Annotated in this window: 18 protein-coding genes; 15 read left to right on the top strand and 3 right to left on the bottom strand. The window is 44.0% G+C overall.

Annotated features, from left to right (window positions below; translation table 11 throughout):
* The first annotated feature begins 125 nt into the window (after nt 1-125).
* The gene (locus tag A3735_RS28075; RefSeq protein ID WP_068510716.1) at nt 126-755 is read left to right on the top strand and encodes a DUF642 domain-containing protein; all 630 of its coding nucleotides are present in this window, start codon (nt 126-128) and stop codon (nt 753-755) included.
* Nucleotides 756-881: 126 nt separating this feature from the next.
* Nucleotides 882-1601 (top strand): hypothetical protein, encoded by a 720-nt coding sequence (locus A3735_RS28070; RefSeq protein WP_068510718.1) that lies wholly within the window; start codon nt 882-884, stop codon nt 1599-1601.
* Between the two features lie 57 nt (nt 1602-1658).
* Here the strand turns inward: A3735_RS28070 and A3735_RS29385 are convergent, their stop codons facing one another.
* Nucleotides 1659-1925: a hypothetical protein gene (locus A3735_RS29385; protein ID WP_068633325.1), complete on the bottom strand. Its 267-nt coding sequence runs from the start codon at nt 1923-1925 to the stop codon at nt 1659-1661.
* Nucleotides 1926-1969: 44 nt separating this feature from the next.
* The gene (locus tag A3735_RS29380; protein ID WP_082865277.1) at nt 1970-2197 is read right to left on the bottom strand and encodes a hypothetical protein; all 228 of its coding nucleotides are present in this window, start codon (nt 2195-2197) and stop codon (nt 1970-1972) included.
* Between the two features lie 291 nt (nt 2198-2488).
* On the opposite strand from A3735_RS29380, the gene A3735_RS28060 reads away from it, so the two are divergent.
* From A3735_RS28060 to A3735_RS28000, 13 genes are all read left to right on the top strand, one after another.
* Nucleotides 2489-3625 carry a patatin-like phospholipase family protein gene (locus A3735_RS28060; RefSeq protein WP_068510720.1) on the top strand — a complete coding sequence of 379 codons (1137 nt, stop codon included), beginning with the start codon at nt 2489-2491 and terminating at the stop codon, nt 3623-3625.
* Between the two features lie 209 nt (nt 3626-3834).
* A complete protein-coding gene (locus A3735_RS28055; protein WP_068510722.1) occupies nt 3835-4830 on the top strand; it encodes a putative solute-binding protein in 996 nt (331 codons plus the stop codon).
* Between the two features lie 168 nt (nt 4831-4998).
* Nucleotides 4999-6240 (top strand): NADH:flavin oxidoreductase/NADH oxidase family protein, encoded by a 1242-nt coding sequence (locus A3735_RS28050; RefSeq protein ID WP_068510724.1) that lies wholly within the window; start codon nt 4999-5001, stop codon nt 6238-6240.
* Between the two features lie 181 nt (nt 6241-6421).
* On the top strand, nt 6422-7051 hold the full coding sequence (gene ccmA, locus A3735_RS28045) for a cytochrome c biogenesis heme-transporting ATPase CcmA (RefSeq protein WP_068510725.1): 630 nt from the start codon (nt 6422-6424) through the stop codon (nt 7049-7051).
* Complete coding sequence (gene ccmB, locus A3735_RS28040; RefSeq protein ID WP_068510728.1) at nt 7048-7743, top strand: heme exporter protein CcmB; 696 nt, start codon at nt 7048-7050, stop codon at nt 7741-7743. Before ccmA ends, ccmB begins: the two co-directional genes overlap by 4 nt.
* A 48-nt stretch (nt 7744-7791) precedes the next feature.
* Complete coding sequence (locus tag A3735_RS28035) at nt 7792-8541, top strand: heme ABC transporter permease (protein ID WP_068510731.1); 750 nt, start codon at nt 7792-7794, stop codon at nt 8539-8541.
* A gap of 48 nt (nt 8542-8589) precedes the next feature.
* Complete coding sequence (ccmD, locus tag A3735_RS28030) at nt 8590-8793, top strand: heme exporter protein CcmD (RefSeq protein ID WP_068510734.1); 204 nt, start codon at nt 8590-8592, stop codon at nt 8791-8793.
* A 60-nt stretch (nt 8794-8853) separates the two neighbouring features.
* Entirely contained in the window at nt 8854-9330 is a 477-nt protein-coding gene (gene ccmE / locus A3735_RS28025) for a cytochrome c maturation protein CcmE (protein ID WP_068510737.1), read from the top strand.
* A complete protein-coding gene (locus A3735_RS28020) occupies nt 9331-11307 on the top strand; it encodes a heme lyase CcmF/NrfE family subunit (RefSeq protein WP_068510739.1) in 1977 nt (658 codons plus the stop codon). It abuts the gene before it with no gap.
* Nucleotides 11304-11846, top strand: coding sequence for a DsbE family thiol:disulfide interchange protein (locus A3735_RS28015; protein ID WP_068510742.1), 543 nt, complete (start codon nt 11304-11306; stop codon nt 11844-11846). The genes A3735_RS28020 and A3735_RS28015 overlap by 4 nt, the downstream gene beginning before the upstream one ends.
* A complete protein-coding gene (locus A3735_RS28010; RefSeq protein WP_068508837.1) occupies nt 11843-12376 on the top strand; it encodes a cytochrome c-type biogenesis protein in 534 nt (177 codons plus the stop codon). Before A3735_RS28015 ends, A3735_RS28010 begins: the two co-directional genes overlap by 4 nt.
* Entirely contained in the window at nt 12376-13701 is a 1326-nt protein-coding gene (ccmI, locus tag A3735_RS28005; protein WP_068510744.1) for a c-type cytochrome biogenesis protein CcmI, read from the top strand. The genes A3735_RS28010 and ccmI overlap by 1 nt, the downstream gene beginning before the upstream one ends.
* A gap of 67 nt (nt 13702-13768) precedes the next feature.
* Nucleotides 13769-15055, top strand: a complete 1287-nt coding sequence (locus A3735_RS28000) for an iron-containing alcohol dehydrogenase (RefSeq protein WP_068510746.1) — start codon at nt 13769-13771, stop codon at nt 15053-15055.
* 105 nt (nt 15056-15160) lie between these two features.
* On the opposite strand, the gene A3735_RS27995 is transcribed toward A3735_RS28000, so the two are convergent.
* A complete protein-coding gene (locus A3735_RS27995) occupies nt 15161-22792 on the bottom strand; it encodes a thrombospondin type 3 repeat-containing protein (protein ID WP_231882682.1) in 7632 nt (2543 codons plus the stop codon).
* Nucleotides 22793-22910: the final 118 nt, after the last annotated feature.

Here is a 22910-nt window from a genome sequence, read left to right as displayed (position 1 = left end):
TTTACGTCAGCTTATTTTACACATCGATCAATCAATACTAGAAAACATCAATAAAAACAAAAAGATAAACTTCTGGCGCATCTATTGCTTTCCTATAGTTATTATTCATTAAATTAGGCTGTATTATGAAAAATTTAACAAAGTTGTTCGGTTCAATCTGTTTAACTACTGCTGTATCTATGAGTGCTCAAGCTAATCTTATAGAAAATGGCAGCTTCGAAGATATTGGTAACGAAGCAGCACTTGGCGGGTATGGAAGCGCAGCTACGTGGCAGATTTATTCTAGCATTCCAAATTGGGACGCCAGCCAGAATGTTGAAATATGGTCTAACAATTTTATCGTACCTGCCGATGATGGAATTAGAGTATTAGAACTTAATGCGCACCCTGGAGACGCTAATGGTCAGTTCTCTATCTTCCAAGACTTCGCGACGACAGCAGGTCAGGCCTACGAGTTAAGTTTTGCTGGTCGCCGCCGCCAAGCTAACTCTGATGAAGCTTTCTCAGTCAGTGTTGGTGACCTTTCAGATTCTGTTTATAACCAATCATGGGGTAACTGGAATCAGTATACTTATCAATTCACAGCTACTAGCTCGCTTTCTACCTTAACATTCACATCCTTAGATGGCGGAAGAGATACAACAGGTAATATTTTTGACGACGTTAAAGTTACTGCAGTTTCAGAACCTGGCACCATTGCTTTGTTTGCATTAGGTTTGGCAGGACTAGTTGCCACACGTAAAAAAATGAAATAACAATACCTTTGTAGTTTCTAAAAAGCCGCACTTAAATGCGGCTTTTTTTTAATTCCGTTCTTTATTTCTTTGAAAATATCCAAGTCGCTTCTAAGCTTAGTTTAAACACTAACTTAACTGACGACTATGACAAAACCCATCGCATTTCTAATCCACTTTCTTATTAGTCTCGCTATCGTATCGATAGTTTACTTTTTTATCAGATTCCAAATTTATCCTGACTTCTACTTCAAAATACAGGGTATATCAGAAATCATTCTAATCCTGTTTGCTGTAGACGTGATACTAGGGCCACTACTTACTTTTGTCGTATATAAAAAAGGTAAGAAGAGTCTAAAGTTTGACCTGTCAGTGATTGCATTATTCCAAATAGCAGCGCTTGTATATGGGTTTCAGACCATCTACAAGGAAAGGCCTTTATCAGCATTACTTGTCAATAACTCATTTGAGATCCAAACCGCATCGAATTACGATATGACAGCTGTTGACCCTAATATTATCGATACTAGCTTGGCTTCAGCACCAAAGTTCCACGTTTTAACCGGTACAACCGAAGTTAGAATAGCGATCACTGTTCATGCATTTACCGGTGAAGGGGATACAGATTATCTACAGAACATGGATTATTATCATGAGCTAGGCGAGCAAAAAGAACGCATCAAGCAAGCAGCTCTTGAAGAAGTCTACCTTAAGAAGATTTATAAGGATCAAGAGTTTGATACAGGCAAATACTTCTATATCCGCATAATTGGGAAATCAGGCTTTGGTTTGGCAAAGCTCGACAAGAATACCTATGAAGTCCTTGAAATTTTTGCTTTGACAGATTTCGACATGAACACTTTGTGAACTGCAAATAATGCATTAAGGCGATAATCTAAGCTTTTATCACCTTAATGCGCAGCCCTAAGACTTTGCGCTGATGTGTTCAGCATCATCCTTGGAAAACGGATTAGTAATAGTCGAGCTAGAACCTTGAAGTACCGCCTCGGGGTGCCTTATTTCCATAATGCACTTTATGCGTTGTTCATCCTTCGTGTTAACATCCACTAAGATCAAGTGCTGACCTTCAATAATTTGTTCGTGAAACTTCTGGATCTTGTAGTGTTCAGTATTGAGCCCACCAACACCGCCAAACCACGCACCAAAGAACATGCTAAAGATCGCGATCACTAGCCATGCATTGAAGCTAAACTCCTCGATATAAGTAAAGGGGACTAAAAAAACAGCCCAATCATCCCACCGGACAATAAGCCTCGCTCTACAAAGCGCACGAAGTCGGTACGCTGAAGTGCACTCGCAGAGTGGAGATGATGACTATATAGACCCTCTTCATTAGTACTAATAATATGAAAGTTCCAGTCAGTAATACCATGCTCATGCAAATCTTTCGAAACTTGGTCGACACTGTCAATTGAAGGGCTAAGGTAATATAAACGTTTCATAGGACACCTCCGACTACAAATTAATGCTCTAATTTAAAAACGGAAAACCATATAACGATCTATCTTTATCATTAACTTAATTATAGCGCTAAAGATGCTGCTTTTTTGATCAGATATAGACCGTCTTATTCTATATAGATTTTTATTATCACTATTAAGTTTATGCAAGGTTAGTGCTTGTCCGCATATATGCCCTAGAATAGTTTTACTATTGAGACTTATCTATTCTTTGAGCGGAAACAAGCTGCTATCGCAGCATTCTTACAAAGTACATTATTTGGAATAATTAATATGACAGCAGGGGTGATTTTAACGGGTGGTGGTGCACGAGGCGCTTACCAGGCCGGTGTTCTTAAGGCAATTGCAGAACAGTTTCCTGGCTTTGACTATCCCTTTCCTGTCATTTGCGGCAGTTCCGCAGGAGCTTTAAACGCCGTGGGGCTAGGAGGAGGGGGTAAGATCTTCAGGCATAGTGTCGACAGTCTCGAAGATCTTTGGTTAAACCTTAGCTCTGATAAGGTATACAAATCCGACTATTGGAATCTTGCAAAAAACCTAGGCCAGTTTGTTAGAGGTTTCGTCAGCGGAGATGGCATTGATGTGCCAGGCTCCATGTTCAATAACGCCCCCTTAAGAGAGCTATTAAAAAAAGAAGCTGATTTCGGACAACTCACAACCAACATCAAGAAGCACGACATACAGGCAGTTAGTGTGACAAGTTGTGGTTATCGAAGCGGCCAAAGTGTTAGTTTTTTCCAAGGTGAAGACCACCTTACTGGTTGGCAATCAGGGAATAGGGTGGGCGTTAAAACAAAACTAACGCTTGATCACCTCATGGCTTCTTCTGCTATCCCGACCATATTTCCACCAGTCAAGATACATAGAGAGTACTTTGGCGATGGTGTTGCTCGTAATATGGCACCGCTTAGCCCTGCAGTTCACCTTGGTGCGAATCGAATTTTGGTTATTGGTGTTAGCGCGAACCTCACCAATCGTCATATTCGCAAGGAAAGTAAAAAAGAGCCAAAGCGACCCTCTATCTTAGAGCATGTTATAAACGGAATGTTTATTGATGTTGTAGAAAAGGACGTTGAAAAGGTCGCTGTCATCAACAGCCTTTTAAAAAGAGTTGAGGACCCAGAAGCAGTCGCCAACGATTTGGGATTAAGGTTTATTGATACCTTGGTGATAAACCCAAGCGAACCAATTGATGAAATTGCAATTAAACATGTTTCCAAACTACCCGGACCTATTAAACAGTTTTTTGGTCTAAACAAGGAACCAATTGAAGGCGGCGTGAGCCTGGCTAGCTATCTTTTGTTTGAAGGGGAGTTTATGCGAGAGCTCATAGCTCTCGGATACAAGGACGCTCAAGCTAAGTCCAAGGAGCTTGAAAGTTTCTTTAACGCAGATATGAAAAACAGCTAACCAAATTTAACAACTCCTCTCTGAAAATGGTAAGCAATTGTATTTACAAGAAAATATTAATATTGCCAAAATTTAAATCTATTTTTGTGACTAGCAGTCAATTTTGATGTCTCTTTTCGAGCATGTCTTTGTTATTATTCGCACCATAATAACGATAAGAAAAGAACGTTCTTACACATCAAACAATTAATGAGGATTAAGGAAACATTATGACATTTCGTCGAATTATACTTGCGCTAGTAATGCTGTCGACTGCTGCCACAGCTTCTGCACTTGAAAAGAAAAAGTTCTGTATGTACGACCCGGTTGGAAAAAACGGTCCTGCAATGACATTCTTCGCTGACTTGAAAGCAAAAGCTATTCCTTGGGGTCTAGATATCCATTTGGAAGCTTTTACCGATGAAAAAGTTGCCTCTAATGATTTTAAAGCCGGTATGTGTGATGGTGTATTTCTTACCTCTATATTGAGTAGCCCATACGTTCCATTTGGTGGTACCTTGGATGCAATTGGTGGCATCAACAACGAGAAGCAGCTTGGTATCGTTCTAAAGGCCTTGACTAACCCGAAAGTTGGCAAGCTACTTACGAATGGTAATTACGAGATGGTTGGTACTTTGCCTGTTGGTTCTGTTTACCTATTCGTAAGAGACAGAAATATTGACTCAGTTGAAGAATTTAGCGGCAAAAAGATCTCGGTTCTTAACGAAGATCCACAAAGTTTGAAGCTTGCTAACCTAGTTGGTGCGTCTCCGGTCGGCACTTCTTTGACCACTTTCTCGGGCCAGTTCAATAACGGTAATATCGACATTCTACCAATGGTCGCGCTTGGTTATAACGTATTTGAGTTATATCACGGTCTCGGCGAGAACGGCGGTATTATCGACGAAAAACTCCTTTACGGCATGATGCAGCTTGTTACTCACAAGGACCGCTTTGCAGACGACTTTGGTCAAAAGATGCGTGAGTACATTCTTTCTCGTATTCCTGACATTAATAAAATGGTTAAGGATGCTGAAGCGGAAATCCCAGCGAAGTATTGGATCAAAACAGATGCTAAAACTAAGGAAGAAATTACTAAGTTTAAGCGTGAAATCCGTATGGCTCTAAAAGCAGAGGGTAACCACCACCCTAAAGCTTTAAAAATGCTTTGGAAAATCCGTTGTTCTGAAAATCCAACTGCTGCCGAGTGTGGTACACCAGAGTAATTTGCTAACTTAGCTTTTACTTTCTAAAGCCCGGCCGTTGCCGGGCTTTTTATTGTCTGCGATTAATCCATTGGTAGGAATGTGTATTACACTATTCATGACTAGCGGTCACAAATATAGATCTATATTATTAGCAAAATAAGATAAAAACCAAAAACCGAGGTTCTCATGTCACGCACTACACACCCAAGTCTAAGTTTTGCTACGCCATATCAACAAGGTAATGTAAACGTTAAAAATCGATTCTTTAAGTCTGCAATGAGCGAACAACTGGGAGACAAACAGCACAATCCGGGCAAGCGACTTGCTAAGTTATATCGTACCTGGTCAGCTGGCGGTACTGGGTTACTTATCACAGGTAACGTCATGATTGACCGGGCAGCACTTGGCGAACCAAAAAACGTTGTTCTAGATAACGAAAGCGACCTCGAGAGCTTCATTCAATGGGCGGACGCTGCAAAGCAGAATGACACCAAAGTTTGGATGCAATTAAACCACCCAGGTAAGCAATCGCCAACGTTTTTAACAAAGCAGCCAGTCGCCCCCTCTGCTATTCCTTTAGGTGGGGGGCTTGAAAACACCTTTGCCACCCCTCGTGCGCTCGAAGAAAGCGAAATTTTAGAAATAATCGAAAAGTTTGCGACCGCCGCAAAACTTGCCAAACAAACAGGCTTCGATGGTGTACAAATTCATGGCGCTCACGGTTATTTGGTTAGCCAGTTTTTATCTCCACACCACAACCAGAGAAAAGACAAGTGGGGCGGTAGCTTACAAAATAGAATGCGCTTTGTATTAGAGGTTTACCGTGCTATTCGTGAAGCCACAGATGATAATTACCCAATTGGCATTAAATTAAATTCTGCTGACTACTCGAAAGGAGGGTTCTCTCATGAAGAATCTATGGAAGTAGTCGAAACCCTTGCAAAAGCGGGAATTGATTTACTGGAAATTTCCGGCGGCACCTACGAAAGCCCAAGCATGGTAGGTCATAACATTAAGGAATCAACACGCCGACGCGAAGCATACTTCATAGAATATGCAGATAAAATCCGCGAGCGCGTTTCAATTCCACTTGTCGTTACTGGCGGCTTCCGCTCAGGTAGCGCAATGCTTCAAGCCTTAAAGAGTGGCGCAACTGATTTTATCGGTTTGGCTCGACCGCTCTCTGTTTATCCCGATTTTCCCAATGAGCTAATAGCAAATCCCGAGCACAAGATTGATATACCGAAACCCAGCACTGGCGTGAAGTTTATCGATAAAATGACCATGCTTGATATTACCTGGTACGAATCACAGCTTGCGAGGCTATCTAAAGGCAAACAGGCCATACCTGATCAGACAGCCTGGATATCTGTGGCTCAGACGCTCTCAGGCCTGGGAGTTCATGCCTTTACAAAAAGGCGTGCTTAGTCGCTCAATCTGATTATTTCGCCTCGATCGATATAGGTTGCCGAGCATTTCCTCATTAGTGGTATAGCTTTAGGCAACCTTTCTTATTTGTAAGGTATAAGCTAAGTGAATAGATATTCAAATTGTATTTTGCAGGTATAATAGCGACTTCGAGATTCTATTTAAGCAGTCATAAACCTCTATGGTTGAGCCAGTACTCCAAATTAAGCAGCTATCTTGTGAACGTGAAGACCGCATTCTGTTTTCCGGGCTAGAGCATAGTTTTCTTCCTGCCACGATAACGCAGCTCGAAGGCCCTAATGGTGCAGGTAAAACAACCTTGCTACGAATTTTAGCTGGCTTATTCACTTCATATGACGGCGTAGTTAACTGGCAGGGCGAAGCTCTATATAAATCCCAGCTTAGTTTCCAGTCTCAGCTTCTTTTTATTGGCCATAAATCTGCCATTAAAACCAGCATGACACCTTTAGAGAATCTGCGTTATCTACTTGGCTTGCGACAAACAGTTGTAGAACAACAGCTATGGAGCGCGCTCAGCTCAGTCGGCTTAGAAGGGTATGAACATGTTCTATGCCGCAATATGTCAGCAGGTCAGCAGCGTCGCGTAACTCTGGCGCAATTATATCTCTCTGAGGCAAAGATCTGGATTCTTGATGAGATCTTTACTGCCATCGATAAGCAAGGCGTTGCCCAGTTTGAAAATTTGTTGTTAGAAAAAGCAATTAGCGGTGTCACAATCATTCTTACAACACATCATCAGCTTTCTTTACCCGGACTTGAAATACTTCCCATTAAAGGAAGTGTAATATGAGCATGAACTCCAGTACCGGTTTGTGGCCCGTCGCCAAAGCTATTTTAACTAAAGAGTTTCTTACCGCATTTAGGCACAAGCAGGAACTGGCAAACCCACTAGTTTTTTTCGCTATTATTATTGTGTTATTTCCCTTAGGCGTAGACCCTTCACCCGACTTTCTAGGCACGGCATCTGTTGGTTTAGTTTGGGTTGCTGCCTTACTTTCTACAATGCTTTCCTTGGATCGCCTGTTCCAGGCCGACTACGACGACGGTTCACTCGAGCAGCTTGTACTAAGCTCACACCCTTTATATCTGCTGCTGCTAGTTAAAGCCTTTGTTCATTGGTTGCTAATTGCTCTGCCGCTTGTGGTCATGTCGCCGTTACTCGCTGTCATGTTGCATCTTGACCCTCAACACCTGCCAATACTCTTATTGACCTTGATCATGGGGACTCCTGTTATCACCTTAATTGGTGGCATTGGTGCTGCATTGACGGTAAGCTTGCGCTCTGGTGGTGTGCTGGTTTCTCTATTAGTCTTACCACTGACTATACCAGTGCTAATATTTGGTACCGGTACGGTACAGGCCAGTATTGACGGTTTACCAGTTGGCGGGCACCTCGCAATTATCGGTATCATGCTGGTGCTAGCGGTTACACTTTCGCCCTTTGCGTCTGCTGCCGCACTACGGATGAGTGTTTCAAACTAATGAAGCTCGAGTATTTTAATCAATCTATGCTAGTTAAGAAGTAACTCCATGAAATGGACATTTTTTCACAAGCTTGGTTCGCCGAAGTGGTTCTATGATATTTCGAAACAGTACTATCCCTGGTTTCTGATTGCAGCACTTGGCTTAATAACAGCAGGGGTTACATGGGGCCTGGCTTTTGCTCCACCTGATTATCAGCAAGGAAACAGCTTCCGAATTATTTACCTGCATGTGCCAAGCGCGATTCTCGCTCAATCTTGCTACATGATGATGGCTTCAGCTGCTCTAGTATCTCTTGTTTGGCGCATGAAAATTGCTGATATATTTATTTCTTCCGCTGCACCAATTGGTGCGGCATTTACCTTTTTAGCTTTATTCACTGGTGCGGTTTGGGGCAAGCCAACCTGGGGTACATGGTGGGTATGGGATGCACGGCTCACCGCCATGCTTATTTTGCTGTTTCTATACTTTGGTGTGATCTCGATTCAAACCGCTATTGAAGATGCAAATATGGCTGCAAGGGCATCTGCCATTACTGTGCTTGTTGGCGTCGTGAACATCCCGATTATTAAATACTCTGTTGAGTGGTGGAATACCCTGCATCAACCAGCAACCTTTAAATTAACCGAGAAACCAGCAATGGTGCCAGAAATGTGGATACCCTTATTAGTGATGGTCATCGGTATTTACTGCTTTTTCGCGGCACTTGTTATTATCAGAATGCAGAACCAAATATTGCTTCGAGAGCGAAAAACCAGATGGGTTCAGGACATCGTAAAGCAGTCCGGAGTTCGCTAGCGACATGTTTAGTTCAACAAAAATGGTTTTACTTGTTAGGAGGCGTCAGTGAGTTTTGACAGCTTTTCTGAGTTTTTAAATATGGGTGGGCATGGTTTATACGTGTGGCTATGTTACGGTATAGGCTTGCTAGTATTCCTTATCGCCTATGTTCAACCGCTAATGCAACGAAAGTCTATTCTTCGCGAGCTTTCTCAGAGATATCGACGCACGGAACTCAAGAATAAACAAACCGCACAGACTGAGCCTTAGCAGACGATTTGCTAACTATTTTACTAATCTTTCAGTATTGATTTCAGGTGGAAATAATTGATGCACCCTAAGCGCAAACAACGCCTTACACTTATTATTTTTCTTCTCGTTGGGTTTGGGACCGTGATTGGTCTGGCCATGTACGCTTTGACGGAAAATATAAATCTATTTTATAACCCAACACAAATCGCACAAGGAGAGGCCCCAAAGGGCGCTCGTATTCGTGCTGGAGGCATGGTTGTAGAGGGAAGCGTTAAACGTAGCGAAAATAGTTTGGCCACCACCTTCGCGCTAACCGATTATAAAGAAAACGTAGAGGTTTCTTATACAGGAATACTGCCAGACCTCTTTAGAGAAGGACAGGGGATTGTAGCGCTTGGCCGGCTCGATGAGAACAATGTTCTTATAGCCGATGAAGTTCTAGCCAAGCACGATGAGAACTATATGCCGCCCGAAGTTGCTGACGCTTTAGAAAAGTCTGGTGGCACCGCGCCAAAAGGCATTCATACTAAACCCGTCGAAGAAGGACAGCCGTAGATGTTTACACCAGAAATAGGGCATCTTGCACTAGTCATCGCTTTTTCACTAAGCGTTTTATTGGCTGTCGTTCCACTATGGGGAGCTGCTCGCAATAATGCATTGTGCGTCTATCTAGCCCGTCCAATAGCCTGGGGGCAGTTCGTTTTTATGGTACTCAGCTTCACTTGCCTGGGTATTGCGTTTGTCCAAGATAACTTTAGTGTTCAGTACGTAGCCAACCACTCCAATACACTGTTACCACTGCAATATAAGATAAGTGCAATTTGGGGTGGTCATGAAGGGTCTTTATTACTTTGGGCATTGATTCTTTCCGGCTGGATTGCGGCTGTTGTGTTATTTTCCAAGCAACTGCCTTCAGATATTCTCGCAAGAGTGTTATCGGTAATGGGGATGATAAGTATCGGTTTTTTATCCTTCATTATTTTGACGTCAAACCCTTTCGACCGTTACTTACCGGAGTTTCCAGCAGAGGGCGCTGATCTAAACCCTCTACTTCAAGACTTTGGACTGATCGTTCATCCGCCAATGCTCTATATGGGCTATGTCGGTTTTTCGGTTGTGTTTGCCTTTGCGATTGCCGCATTGATGAGCGGTCAACTAGATTCAGCTTGGGCTAGATGGTCACGCCCCTGGACTACAGTAGCCTGGGCGTTCCTCACCTTAGGTATTTCCCTGGGTAGCTGGTGGGCATATTATGAACTTGGCTGGGGTGGCTGGTGGTTCTGGGACCCAGTAGAAAACGCTTCCTTTATGCCATGGCTCGTGGGTACCGCTTTAATACACTCCCTGGCTGTAACCGAAAAACGCGGAGTATTTAAGAGCTGGACTGTATTACTCGCGATCTTTGCATTTTCGCTCAGTTTACTCGGGACCTTTCTTGTTCGCTCTGGGGTGCTAACATCTGTTCATGCGTTTGCATCGGACCCTGCTCGCGGTCAATTCGTTCTTGGCTTGCTCGGCATCACAATGGTTTGCTCTCTAACACTTTATGCGCTCAAGGTTCCCGAGGTTCGCAGCAAAGCTCAATTTAGCATGCTATCTAGGGAAACCTTTTTGCTGGTAAACAATCTATTACTGGTCGTTGCATGGGTCACAGTTATGATGGGTACACTCTATCCATTAGTATTAGATTTTATCGGCGCAGGCAAACTATCAATTGGGCCTCCTTACTTTAACGCCGTTTTTGCACCGCTGATGTCCATTTTAGCGATCGTGATGGGTTTTGGTGTTGTCGGGCGTTGGAAAAACACTGAGCTTTCACTTTTGATTAAGCAACTACGCTGGGTTGCCTTGTCGGCGGTATTGATCGCTTTCGCCTTGCCATTTATTCTTTTTGAAGAATTTCATGTCGGTGCGTTTTTTGGGTCATTTCTAGCGCTTTGGATTACCGGCTTTACCTTAAAAGACGTATATCAGAAATCAGAGAACAAAGCCGGACGCATTCGCGGCCTGAGACGACTCAGCCGTTCCTATGTTGGAATGACGCTTGGCCACTTGGGGTTTGCCTTTAGTATTCTAGGCGTAACGCTAGTGTCGGTTGAATCTGAAGAAAGAGATATTCGTATGGCGCCTGGCGAGCAAGTGAGTGTGTCTGGTTACAACTTCGTATTTGAAAGCTTAGATCCCTATACTGGCGCTAACTATCAGGCTGATCGTGCCACGGTACGTGTTACCTCGGTTGCATCAGGGAACGAAGTCGCCACATTACACCCCGAGAAGCGAGTTTACTTCTCTAAGAACAGCCCTATGACGGAAGCAGGCATTGATGCCGGGCTATTCCGTGATCTCTATATTGCTTTAGGCGAGCCACTCACTGACGGTGCCTGGGCAGTTCGTATTCAAATAAAACCCTTCGTTAGATGGATTTGGCTTGGCACTATTTTTATGGCGCTAGGTGGATTGTTTGCGATAAGTGATCGTCGTTATCGCTTAAAGTCAAAACTCGTAGACAATAAAAATGGAGGCCTGGTATGAACAAAAGAATCGTCCTTTTCACACCTCTCGTTCTTACTATTGCTCTTGGGCTCATACTATATACCGCTATCGGTAAGGATCCTACCAAACTAGAAACGGCACGGCTAAACGACCCAGTACCGAAGTTTCAGCTGAGTTCTTTGTCAGACCAAAATAAGCAGCTCAATAACTCAGTATTCAGCGGTGAGGTAATGCTCTTAAATGTCTGGGCAACCTGGTGCCCATCGTGTCGAGTTGAGCACCCCTATCTAAACACTCTGTCAGAGCAGGGCGTCAAAATCGCTGGATTAAATTACAAGGATGAGCGTGATGCTGCTCAGGTTTGGCTTGCAAAACTAGGCAACCCTTATACATTCAACATTTACGACCCTGAGGGAAAGCTTGGATTTGATCTAGGTGTTTACGGTGCTCCAGAGACATACATTATCGATCAGCACGGATATGTCAGGCATCGCCATGTTGGTGTCGTTGATGACAAAGTCTGGCACTCGACGCTTAAGCCTTTGATCGACAAACTCGAAGGAAAGGTGGTGCTATGAACGAGCTCACAAGCAGATTAATTTTGCTGTTTTCCCTTACAACTTTCTTTTCGCTTCCTATTAGCGCAAATATAGACGTTTATCAGTTTTCTGATGAAGAAAGGCGCATGAATTACCTTGAGTTGACTAAGGAGCTCCGTTGCCCAAAATGTCAAAATCAAGATATCGCTGACTCTAACGCCCCAATTGCTGCCGACATGCGCAAAGAGGTTCACCGTTTACTTGAAGAAGGGAGTAGTCCTGAAGAAGTTGTTCAATTTATGATTGATCGCTTTGGAGATTTCGTCACCTATAAGCCAAAAGTTAGTAGTGAAACCTTAATGCTCTGGTATGGACCTTGGATTTTTATCATTTTTGGCATGGGCGTTATCGCTTACGCTGTTCGTAATAAGCGAAACACCAATCAAGATAAACCTGGCACATCAACGAGCAATGATTCGGTATCTGATTCTAGGGCCGACAGTACAAACAACAAAGTTCAGGCATTGCTTCGTGAGTTTGATGCCGACAACGATCAGGATAAATCTTAATGTACGACTTTTGGTTACCCGCTTTACTTTTACTATGCCTTGCAAGCTTGTTTGTTATCGTACCAAGCTTTCGCTTCGCATCTATCCAGCGACAAACAATCAAGCAGAATAAGATTCAGGCCAACGAGAATAAAGAACGTACTGCCCAAAATGTATTAATATATAAAGAACGCTTAAATGAATTACAGTTAGATAAAAATAGCGGTGTGATCGGTGACGAGCAATATGCTCAACTTAAGGAAGAACTTGATAACACGCTGCTCGAAGATGCCGATCGTATCGATCAAAGCCACTCTGATTCCACCTCTAGTTCGCTAAGTAAATTCTCATCAATTGGAATTATACTTGGCAGCGTATCCGTTGTTGTCGCACTAAGCGCCGCTCTTTATAACCACTATGGCGCTTACAACGATGTTGTTGCCTATCTTGAAGGAAGTGAAAGTAATGCAGAGCTCGCTAGTGCCACTGAGCAAGCACGAAACGGTGACATCTCTGCCTTACTCGAACAATTACACGCCAAGCTAAAAGATAACCCAAATAACATTCAAGGCTGGGGCCTGCTAGCACGCACCGCAATGAACACCGAGCGCTATTCTCTTGCTGTCGACGCATTCGAACAAGTTACTCGCTTGTTAAAAGAGGCTCCCGAGATAAACTATCAAGATCTTGCTGCAACCTACGGAATTACAGCTCAGGCTCAATATTACGCATCCAAGGGCATTTTCACCGACGCGCTTAAAGGTACGATTGACAAGGCATTAGAACTAAACCCAAACGAACCAAATACCTTAAGTTTATTAGCAATCAATGCGTTTACGTCTGAGGACTTCTCACTAGCTATTGAGTACTGGTCTAAAGTTTTAGAGGCTTATCCTGAACATCCGGCCGCCGGCCAGATGAAACAAGGCATTAATGAAGCGCAGCGCCGTGCAGGTATCGAACTGTCAGATTTTTCCAGCGACAGCAGCGGTTCGTTAATTGATGTATTCGTATCGCTTGATGAAACACTTCTCGGCTCAGTTAAACCCGGTGATACCGTGTTTGTATTTGTAAAAAACGCTGAAAACGCGAATCAAGCTAGCCCGCCTCTTGCTGCAAGTAGACATACTGTTTCTGAGCTTCCTCTAACAATTAACTTGAGTGACGCTGACGCAATGAGTCCTGCAGCTAAGCTTTCCGATGCTAAGCTCGTAAATGTTACTGCGCGTGTTTCCAAGTCGGGTCAAGTTAGCGCAGCAAGTGGCGATTTTGAAGGCCGAGCTGAACTGGTTGAGTTAGGTTCCGAGCAACAAGTAAAAATTAACATTAGCGAGCTAGTCAAATAAAGTTTTAGTAATAAGCGCGTAATTACGGCAAGCTTCAAAAACAAAAATAACCTTAAGGAGCGCAAGTATGACGATAAAAGTGCCAAAGGTAATCGACGAATTGGAATCCAAAATTGTCAACACATTGAAGCTCTCCCGTTTCAAGAATCAATTAGTAGGCAAGGGATATGTAACGGGTCTTAAGGCCGTTACCTATTTACTTAACATTCCAAAACCGACGATCTTTATGAGCAAAGGTGCATCAATCAACCTTTGTGAATCGGTTTCTCAGTTTGGCCTCAATAAACTTTTGATTGTTACTGACCAGGCACTTTACGATACGGGCCTTCTCGACCCAGTACTTGAACAGTTAAATCTTTCTGGGATGAAGTATTCACTATTTACCGAAGTAGAGCCTGACCCTACCTTCACAGTAGTTGAAAGTGGCCTCCGTAAGTATCGACAGCAAAACTGTGATTCTGTAATGGCTATTGGTGGTGGCTCTTCAATTGATGCTGCTAAAGTTATTGCTTTAGCTGCAAGTAACGAAGTGAGCCCTCGAGATCTGGTTGGCATTTTAAAGGGCAAGAAACCTTCTGCGCCTTTCTTTGCAATTCCCACCACTGCGGGTACTGGCTCTGAGGCAACCATTGGTGCCGTTATTTCTGACAGCATTACCCACAAAAAAGAACTTGTTATTGATACAAAAATAGTTCCTTTAGTAGCGGCACTAGACCCTGATTTAATGAAGGGCCTTCCTCCTGCTATTACTGCAGCAACCGGGATGGATGCCTTAACCCACCTTGTCGAATCTTATTTAAGCGGCATGGCAAACGAAGAGTCTGACTATTATTCTCGTTCAGGTATTCAAATGATTTTTGAAAACCTACCGAAGGTATACAAACGTGGCAACAATGCTAAAGCACGAGAGAAGATGGCGCTGGCTTCGTACTACGGAGGCTTAACGATAAATATCGCCGGATTAGGGTATGTGCATGCTTTTGCCCACCAATTAGGTGCTAAGTACAAACTACCCCATGGCGAATCCAATGCAAAAGTTCTGCCTTATGTGCTTGAATTCACTAAAGCTGCGAGCACGACACGCTTGGCTGAACTTGCACAATGCCTGGGTCTCGGCAGCAGAAATGATAATGATACAGTGCTAGCTGAAGCGTTTATTAGTGAAGTCAAAAATTTGATTTCTACGCTAAATATCGAGAACACGATACCTCAAATAAAACGCTCAGATTTTTCTGAAATTATTCAGGGTGCTTTTAAAGAAGCTAACTCAACCTACGCCGTTGCAAAGTACATGTCTTATGACGAGGCAGAAGAAATGCTCAGCGCTATCTCTGGCCGAGCCAGCGACATTTAAGGATTACGTAACCCACTAAACAGCGTCACTGCGGGTCATAGAGGGAATTAAATACCCGTTTATCTTACGCACCAGGTTTTCTGGTACGTAAGATATAAAACTCAATTAAAGGCGCTCTCTTAGTGTAATTCGCTTTAAACCAAGCAACGCTACAAGCCACAGCATCCAGAAGACTGAACCGCCACCACTGCCACCCTTGCTCGTAGTGGGTTCAGTTACTGGTTCAGAAACTAAGCTGGCAACGCCCCCTGGATCAAGCACAGTACCATTAGCCTGGCCATCTGCATCGTTGGCACCGCCATCTTCTATTAGCATCATTAGACAGTTGTGGCCTTGCGTTAAGCCTGGTTGATAAGCAGTACTTCCAGGAGAAGGGCAAATGCCTGGCTCTCCTGCACTTGAATATAGTTGGTTATTGCTATCAAGTTCAAAGTTCTGCCAGCCGTATATTGGATCTAATTTACGATACACTGCTTCTTCAGGAATCGGTTCTATAAGCGGAATAACGAGTTGAATACTACTTCCAACTGGCAACACATTATGAATTTCGAAATCAAATAGGCCGCTGGCATAGTCGAATTCAGCATCAGTTTCTAATCCCATATCCCCCAGATTTAACGCACTGAGTAATGCGCCGCCATTAGGGTCCGTCATAGCGGCTGTGCCTAAGGATAGAGACGCTCCATATTCAACCTGCATTAGGTAGCGATATTCATCGTCACTGCCTACTCGGTGCTGCAACAAAGCTGAACCGTCAATAAAATCAAGGTAGTCAGCGATACCATCATAGTCGGAATCTAGTCGCCCCTCGACGAAATCATTGACTCCATCACCATCAGAATCGTCATTTGCCGACAATGTAAGATAGGTATCAATCACTCTAAGATTTATACGTGCATTTGAAGCTTTACTTGGCGTACCGTTGTCTGTAACACTCACTTCGGCGATATATACGCCTGTACTTAAATTGACCGGATCAAAGGTAAGCGTTCTTGAGTCGCCGTCAAGGTCTACTAGCTGGTTGTCGGTTTTACTCCAGTCAAATGAGTGTGAGTCAGCCGAATTTAAATCATCAACAAGCGCATGAATAGTCACCAAGCCTTCACCTGAACTGAGCGTTGTAAGCGCCAAACCATTTTGCTCTGCGGTCACGTTTAATCTAGGGGCAATATTCGATTCTGTAATCGTGATCTGATGCTGCTCGTTCGCACCTATCACCGCATTGACCGGATCATTAAATGTAACGATAAGCTGCTCATCACTTTCAACAATTTGGTCATCTAAGACTTCTAGTACTAGCTCGGCAGTCATGCCTTCGTCAAAAATGACGACACCGCTGACCTTAGTGGACTGCTCGGTGACATTTGAGCTAGTAAGTAAGTCGTAATCATTTTCGTTAGCTGTACCACCAAGACTGTAAGGAACAAGCACAGGGTAAACTGGTGCCTCCCCAGATAAGCTCAAGTTAACTGAAACACGATTGTTTTCACTTGTGACCTGAGCTTTGCTTAACAAAAGTTGCGGTATTATCTGTATAGACTGGCTGGCAATTGTTCTATTACCGGCCGAGTCTTCTGCGAGCCAGTTAACTATGTGATGCCCCGGTGGTAGGTGGGTCTCATCTAAATTAATAAGCGCGACACTTCCATCAACATTATCGCTTGCACTAATATTACTCATTGGCACTGCAGTTAATGGCCCATTAGACGCCAACGTAATTTCAGAAACCAAATCAATCACCGGCGCCTCAGTATCTGCCGCACTAAGGAATTCATCCAAATTCGTTATGCCGTCATTGTTAGTATCAAGGCTAGCATCTGCTGCATCATTTGGGTTGAGGTTGTGATCAAACTCCCAACCATCTGGAATACCATCCACATCGCTATCAGCGCTATTAGGGTCAGTTTGCGCAGCGAATTCCTCTCGGTTGCTCAAACCATCGTTGTCTTGGTCAATAAATGCATCGCTGGCATCTTGTGGGTCCAAGCCGAACTGGATCTCCCATACATCCGGCAAGCCGTCATTATCACTGTCTGCATTATCGCTTGTAGCAGACGTAACAAAACTAAGGGTGTCACTGCTAACCATTTCGCCAAGTAAATTATAAGCGTCTACACGAACATAATAATGAGTCGCAGGATCAAGGTTCACAAGATTCACTTGGTGACTCAGCGCACTATCTATATTGGCTTCTTTGTAAGATAAGTCATCGATCGCCGTACCAAAGCTTACCTGGCCAATTGCTTGATCGGTATTGGCCCATTCAACAAGCGCGGTGTTTGTTGAAATAAAGCTTACGTCCGGCTGCGAGCTGAAAGCAGGCAAGGGTAGATCGATCAAGCTACCGGAGTTAAAAGAAATTGTTTGGAAAGATGTTTGGTTGCCCACAATGTCAGCCAACACATATCGTAGCTCATAGCTGCTATTGGGGATTAGCTCTTGAAGCAGAATAAAGTGCGACAGCTTCTCGGATTGTGAGCCCGCTGCTTGCCAATCAGCAGAACCTTCAGGTCTATATTCTACAAATACAACCGACAATTCATCACTTACTAAGCTTAAGCTTGCAAGCTCACCGAAACTTTCAAGAACCGGTGTTGCGGTCAGAATTGGCGCAGTGTTGTCTGAACTTGTTGAAATACTTCTTAGCTTACTAGAGGCAACTTCGATAAGCGTATTAATTTGCTTGCTTGCTGTATATCCGTGATGATCAGTGGAATATGCGGTACAAGTATAGCTATTACCTTCCACTAAAGTGGTCAAAGTAAGCGTGTGTTTCTTAGTTGGTTTAGATACGTGCACTTCAAGCGTCGCGGCGGCGCTTGTACATACCAATCGCGCATCAGCGTTTACATCGGTTTCCCAGTAGACACTAAGCGTGGCACCGCTAAGTTCGAGAACCTCCACTTCCGACATAAAGTGAGGATCGCCTTGATGGCCTCTAACTTTACTGCGGAAGGACATAACCTCACTCATTGCAAGATTACCTTGCGCATCAGCGGTCTGAACTTGGAAGTAATAAAATGTATCAGGCTGTAAGCCGGTCACTGGCAAAGTATGCGAAGCCCTTAAACCGTTTTTACTTTCAATTTGCTCAAGCTCATCTATCGAAGTACCGATTACTAGACGAGTCGTTGCAGGCTCACTAGTTTTCCAGCGAATGACGACGCTTTGATGTGTAATATTCTGTATTAATGGGCTGCCGATAATAATGGGTGCCATGGTGTCTGGTGAGGCCAGGGTTGTAAAGGTTATCGGCGTACTGATAGTCGGGCCGTTTCCATGCCTGTCTGTGGAAGATACCGTTAAGGTATATTCTGTTTCAGGTAAAAGATCTGCCAAAGGCATTGAGTGCTCTAAGACAAAACGTTGATCACTTACCACATGGTATTGGCTGCCATCGTTATAAGATACACCACTTGTTGATGCTTCATCCGTCGTCCAGATAACTGTCGCACTGGTATCGGAAATATCAATAACCATTGGCATCAGTAAGATGTTCGGAGCGCTGATGTCGGGGGCGGGCAGGGTGGTGACAGTCATTGCCTGACTTGTTGTAGGGCCGTTAGCTTGCTCATCACTTACTTCAGCAATAACTGTGTACGCAGTATTCGGACTCAAACTTTCGATAAGAATTTGATGGCAAATCGCTAAATCCGAAAGAGTGAAGTGTTGATCATCAACATATATCGAGCCTCTAACCGGCTCATCTGCACACAAAGATAAGGTAAATTGCTCATGCGTTATATTTGATGCATAAGGGCCTTCTAGTATCAAGGGTGCCCGATAATCCGGTACAGCAAGCGTTGTAAAACTGGTACTTAGTGTTTCAGAAGCGCGGTCATCTTTATCTAATGAATGGACATCTGCCTGATAGAGAGTCTCGGGGTCCAACCCTGTCACGACGACGCTATGCTCAGTGCTTAGTGTGTCTGATTGATAACGTAAGCCGTTTGATAAATCTACAATGCTTGAGCCAGGTTTATCACTTGTCCATTCGATAACAGCGCTTGAGTCGGTGATATGCTTAACATAAGGACCAGCAATAATTGTTGGTACTGCAAAATCACTATGAATTAGCCAGATATCTTCACTGGTTTCCTGGGTAATAGTATGGCTAACATTGGTGATAGCGAACCCTGAACTTTCTGGAGGATTAACTGATATGCCAGTTTCTTGATTTGTAAATAAGCCGAATGCAAACTCACCATTACTGTCACTGATCGCATTACTGTTGATGCCATCACCAGTATTTTCCATGTAGTAGCTGATCGAATCACGCGTATATGCATGATCTACTCGCAATTTAACACCCGGAACAGCGACGCCGTTGGCATCGAGTGCTTTTCCACTTAATACTGACATTGGAATCGTTACATCAACTGAGGTATTAGCGAAAACACTAATATTTCTGGCAGCGTAATAAACTGCAGCATAATCGGGTACAGGGTAAGCCGTAACAACACCCTCGTCATCAACTTGATTCTCGGTCTGTAAGTAAGGCCTTAACTGATAGTTTCCAGAGGAAACTTTAAACTCGAAATAACCTTCGCTGTCGGTGAGAACGGGTGTGTCAGCAAGTTGACGATTACTCTGATTATGTGCGGTAATCATTGTATGGTCTATCGGGTTGCCCTGCTCATCTAACAGGTAGCCAGATAAAGTGAAAGGCTGCGCTAAAACGAAAGAATCAGCTGTATCCTGCGTAATGACATAATCACTAATTAGGGTGCTACTAACAAGCTGATTGCCTAGCGGCGGCACAAAATTAATATCAGTACTTTGATTAGTAAACAGCGCTAATGCAAACTCACCGTTAGCGTCACTCAAAGCATGGGTCGCAGGCGACTTGCCCTGACTTTCCAAATAAAAACCGGTGTCACTGTTTCCGTTTTGCTGATACGCGATATGGCTAATTGTCACGCGCGTAGCGGCAACTGGTGAGCCGTTTTTGTCGCTAATGGTTCCACTCAAAACAGCCATTGGCAAGATCACATCTTGAACCGTAGCAGACTCAACAACAATATTTTCTTCAGCAAACAACACCGTTGCAAAATCAGGTAAGGGATAGGTGGGTCTTGAATCTTCGCCGCGACCAAAGGGGTTTAAATGAGGCTTAATTTTGTACGTGCCTGCCTCTACCTGAAATTGATAAGTACCATTTTCGTCTGTATAAACAGCGCCGCCAACTTGGGCGTCATTTTCCTGGAGGTGCAAGCTGAGTTTTGTATTGTCTATAGGTCGACCCTGCGTATCCTGCAAGACACCTGAAAGGGATACACCTTCGACTAAAGTGAAGTTTTGACGTGTATCTTCACTGATACTGAAATCCTGGATAGTTGTCACAGCTAGGTCGTTACGTGCTCCCGGAGGCGTAAGCATAATGTCGACTGGCTGATCAGTGAAAATCGCGAATTCAAAGTCGCCATTATCGTCAGATATCGCATTGCTTAAGGAGTCTGTCGCATAGTTTTCAAGATAGTAGTCCTGAGTCGTCGTAGAGAATTGATGTTGAATTGATAGCGCAACGCCAGGCACTACGTTGCCGAAGGTATCTACAGTCTTACCGGAAAGCAAAGCTAGGGGCAGCGTAATATCGAGAGAAGTATTCGCGCTAACCTGAATATTCTGCGGCTCATGAAAAATTGCCGCGTAATCGGGTACTGGATAAGCAGGAACTGCCGAAACGCTAGCTGAGTTAAACACATCTACCAAAGGTCTTAACTTATAGTTGCCCGGCGATACTGCAAACTCAAAATGGCCCTGCGTATCAGTGAGTACTTTATTGCCCACCTGGTTACCAGTGCTCTGCTGATGCAAGCTTACTTGAACCTTATCGATCACGCGCCCCTGACTATCTTTTAGGTAACCAGATAAGGTCAGTGCGTCACCTATCAATGTAATCAAGTGAACGACGTCGCGACCAGCAATACTTATTTCCTGCAGGGTAGGGTTGCTGAGGCCACTTTCTGATGGCGGAGTAACACCAATGAAATAATCGCCAGCACTCATATTTTCAAATAAGTACGCACCGTCCGACGATGTAGCCACAGAACTCAGATATTGTTTTTGACTATTATAGATTGCTACTTCCGCGCCTCCAACGGGGCTTCCCTCACCATTAACAACACCGCTTAAGCTAATACCAACTAACTCCGGTGGCGGTGGTGAAATAATCTCGGGGACATCACATGCATCGCCAATACCATTAGCGTCACGATCACTCTGATCTGCATTGGGTATTAGTGGACAATTGTCATTTTCGTCAAGTATTCCATCGTTATCGAAGTCATTTTCGATAACGGAAGGCGCATCACAGGCATCACCTATCCCGTCGCTATCACTATCACTTTGATCCGGGTTAGGTGTTAATGGGCAGTTATCGACTCCGTCAAGCACGCCGTCATCGTCATAATCATCGTCTGAGATAAGCGGAACATCACAAGCATCACCTATACCATTATTGTCACGGTCAGCCTGATCACTATTCGGAATCAAAGGGCAGTTATCGCTTTCATCTGGAATACCATCCCTGTCGTAATCAACTAGGGCCGGTGTATCGCATACATCACCAATGCCATCATTATCACTATCAAGCTGGTTAGTGTTTGGAATTAACGGACAATTATCAACATCATTCAGTATGCCGTCGTTATCATAATCATCGTCAGATACTAAGGGGGCGTCACAAGCATCGCCAATACCGTTATTGTCGCTATCAGCTTGATCAGCATTTGGAACCAAAGGACAGTTATCGTTATCGTCAAGTACGCCATCATTATCGAAGTCATTGTCATTATTATTCGGCGCATCGCAGGCGTCACCCAAACCATCGTTGTCGCTATCAGCTTGATCAGCGTTCGGCGTGGTCGGGCAATTATCAACATCATTCAGTATTCCATCGTTGTCGAAGTCATTGTCGACCAATACAGGCGGGTCACAAGCATCCCCGGCACCGTCATTATCACTGTCGATTTGGTCTGGGTTTGGCGTAAACAGGCAGTTATCCACATCATTACTTACACCGTCATTATCAAAGTCATTATCGAAATGAAGCGTTGTAAAGCTAACAATCTCACTACTAGTTTTCTCACCAAGGATATTAAATGCATCAACCTGCAAGTAATGCATGGTATTAGCTTCGAGATTCAAAAGCTCCAGGCTGTGATTGCTGAGGCTACGATTATCTGAACGAAGTTTAGTTAAATCACTGTCGGCCTCACCATAGCGGACATTGCCAGTAGATGGTTGGACGGTACTCCAGCTGACCGTAGCACTATGCTCGCTGATATTACTTACAACGGGCTGCAAGCTAAATACCGCGTCTGGAATCGTTCCTGGTGCGATAGTTTCAAAATATCCTAACGGGCATTGAGCACTATTACCCGCCACATCAGTTAAAGTGATTTGTTGTTCGTACTCCGTTTCGGGAGTCAAGCCTGTAAGTAGCAGAGAATCTTGTGTAGATAAATTGATTGTGCCACTTTCTAACCAGTCAGCCGCGCCAACGGGGCGGTAATTAAGCAATGCGGTAGTCAGCTCACTTGAAGACCAAGTAAGTTGTGCCGAATCGACATAGCCCGTTGCGGAGGGTTCACCGACACATTCTGGGGCTTCTGTATCTGGTACAGCTGCCGTTGAGCCTCTTAGCGGCGCACTAACTGTATCGCCTGTGATATCCGAAGAATAAACATTACAAGAATAAGTCGTATTAGCAGCTAAGCCCGTTAAGGTTAACAAATGGTGCTTGACTCTCTGCGGATCGCTTATTTCATAAGTGACTTTTTCAAGCGGTGGCGTTGGAGGAGGGCTTGGCAGCTCAGTCTCACCATCGAAAGCTATATTAAGTAGAAGGTTT

Source organism: Oleiphilus sp. HI0061 (genome assembly GCF_001635675.1).
Note: the sequence above shows the minus strand (reverse complement) of the source record. Positions and strands in the feature narration are given on the sequence as shown.

Bases quoted from the DNA above. Each gene is read 5' to 3' on its own strand.
- A3735_RS28010 (WP_068508837.1), top strand. From the start codon at position 11,843: ATGAACGAGCTCACAAGCAGATTAATTTTGCTGTTTTCCCTTACAACT.
- ccmE (WP_068510737.1), top strand. From the start codon at position 8,854: ATGCACCCTAAGCGCAAACAACGCCTTACACTTATTATTTTTCTTCTC.
- ccmB (WP_068510728.1), top strand. From the start codon at position 7,048: ATGAGCATGAACTCCAGTACCGGTTTGTGGCCCGTCGCCAAAGCTATT.
- A3735_RS28070 (WP_068510718.1), top strand. From the start codon at position 882: ATGACAAAACCCATCGCATTTCTAATCCACTTTCTTATTAGTCTCGCT.
- A3735_RS28000 (WP_068510746.1), top strand. From the start codon at position 13,769: ATGACGATAAAAGTGCCAAAGGTAATCGACGAATTGGAATCCAAAATT.
- ccmA (WP_068510725.1), top strand. From the start codon at position 6,422: ATGGTTGAGCCAGTACTCCAAATTAAGCAGCTATCTTGTGAACGTGAA.
- ccmI (WP_068510744.1), top strand. From the start codon at position 12,376: ATGTACGACTTTTGGTTACCCGCTTTACTTTTACTATGCCTTGCAAGC.
- A3735_RS28075 (WP_068510716.1), top strand. From the start codon at position 126: ATGAAAAATTTAACAAAGTTGTTCGGTTCAATCTGTTTAACTACTGCT.
- A3735_RS28060 (WP_068510720.1), top strand. From the start codon at position 2,489: ATGACAGCAGGGGTGATTTTAACGGGTGGTGGTGCACGAGGCGCTTAC.
- A3735_RS28050 (WP_068510724.1), top strand. From the start codon at position 4,999: ATGTCACGCACTACACACCCAAGTCTAAGTTTTGCTACGCCATATCAA.
- A3735_RS28020 (WP_068510739.1), top strand. From the start codon at position 9,331: ATGTTTACACCAGAAATAGGGCATCTTGCACTAGTCATCGCTTTTTCA.
- A3735_RS29380 (WP_082865277.1), bottom strand. From the start codon at position 2,197: ATGAAACGTTTATATTACCTTAGCCCTTCAATTGACAGTGTCGACCAA.
- A3735_RS28015 (WP_068510742.1), top strand. From the start codon at position 11,304: ATGAACAAAAGAATCGTCCTTTTCACACCTCTCGTTCTTACTATTGCT.
- A3735_RS28035 (WP_068510731.1), top strand. From the start codon at position 7,792: ATGAAATGGACATTTTTTCACAAGCTTGGTTCGCCGAAGTGGTTCTAT.
- A3735_RS28055 (WP_068510722.1), top strand. From the start codon at position 3,835: ATGACATTTCGTCGAATTATACTTGCGCTAGTAATGCTGTCGACTGCT.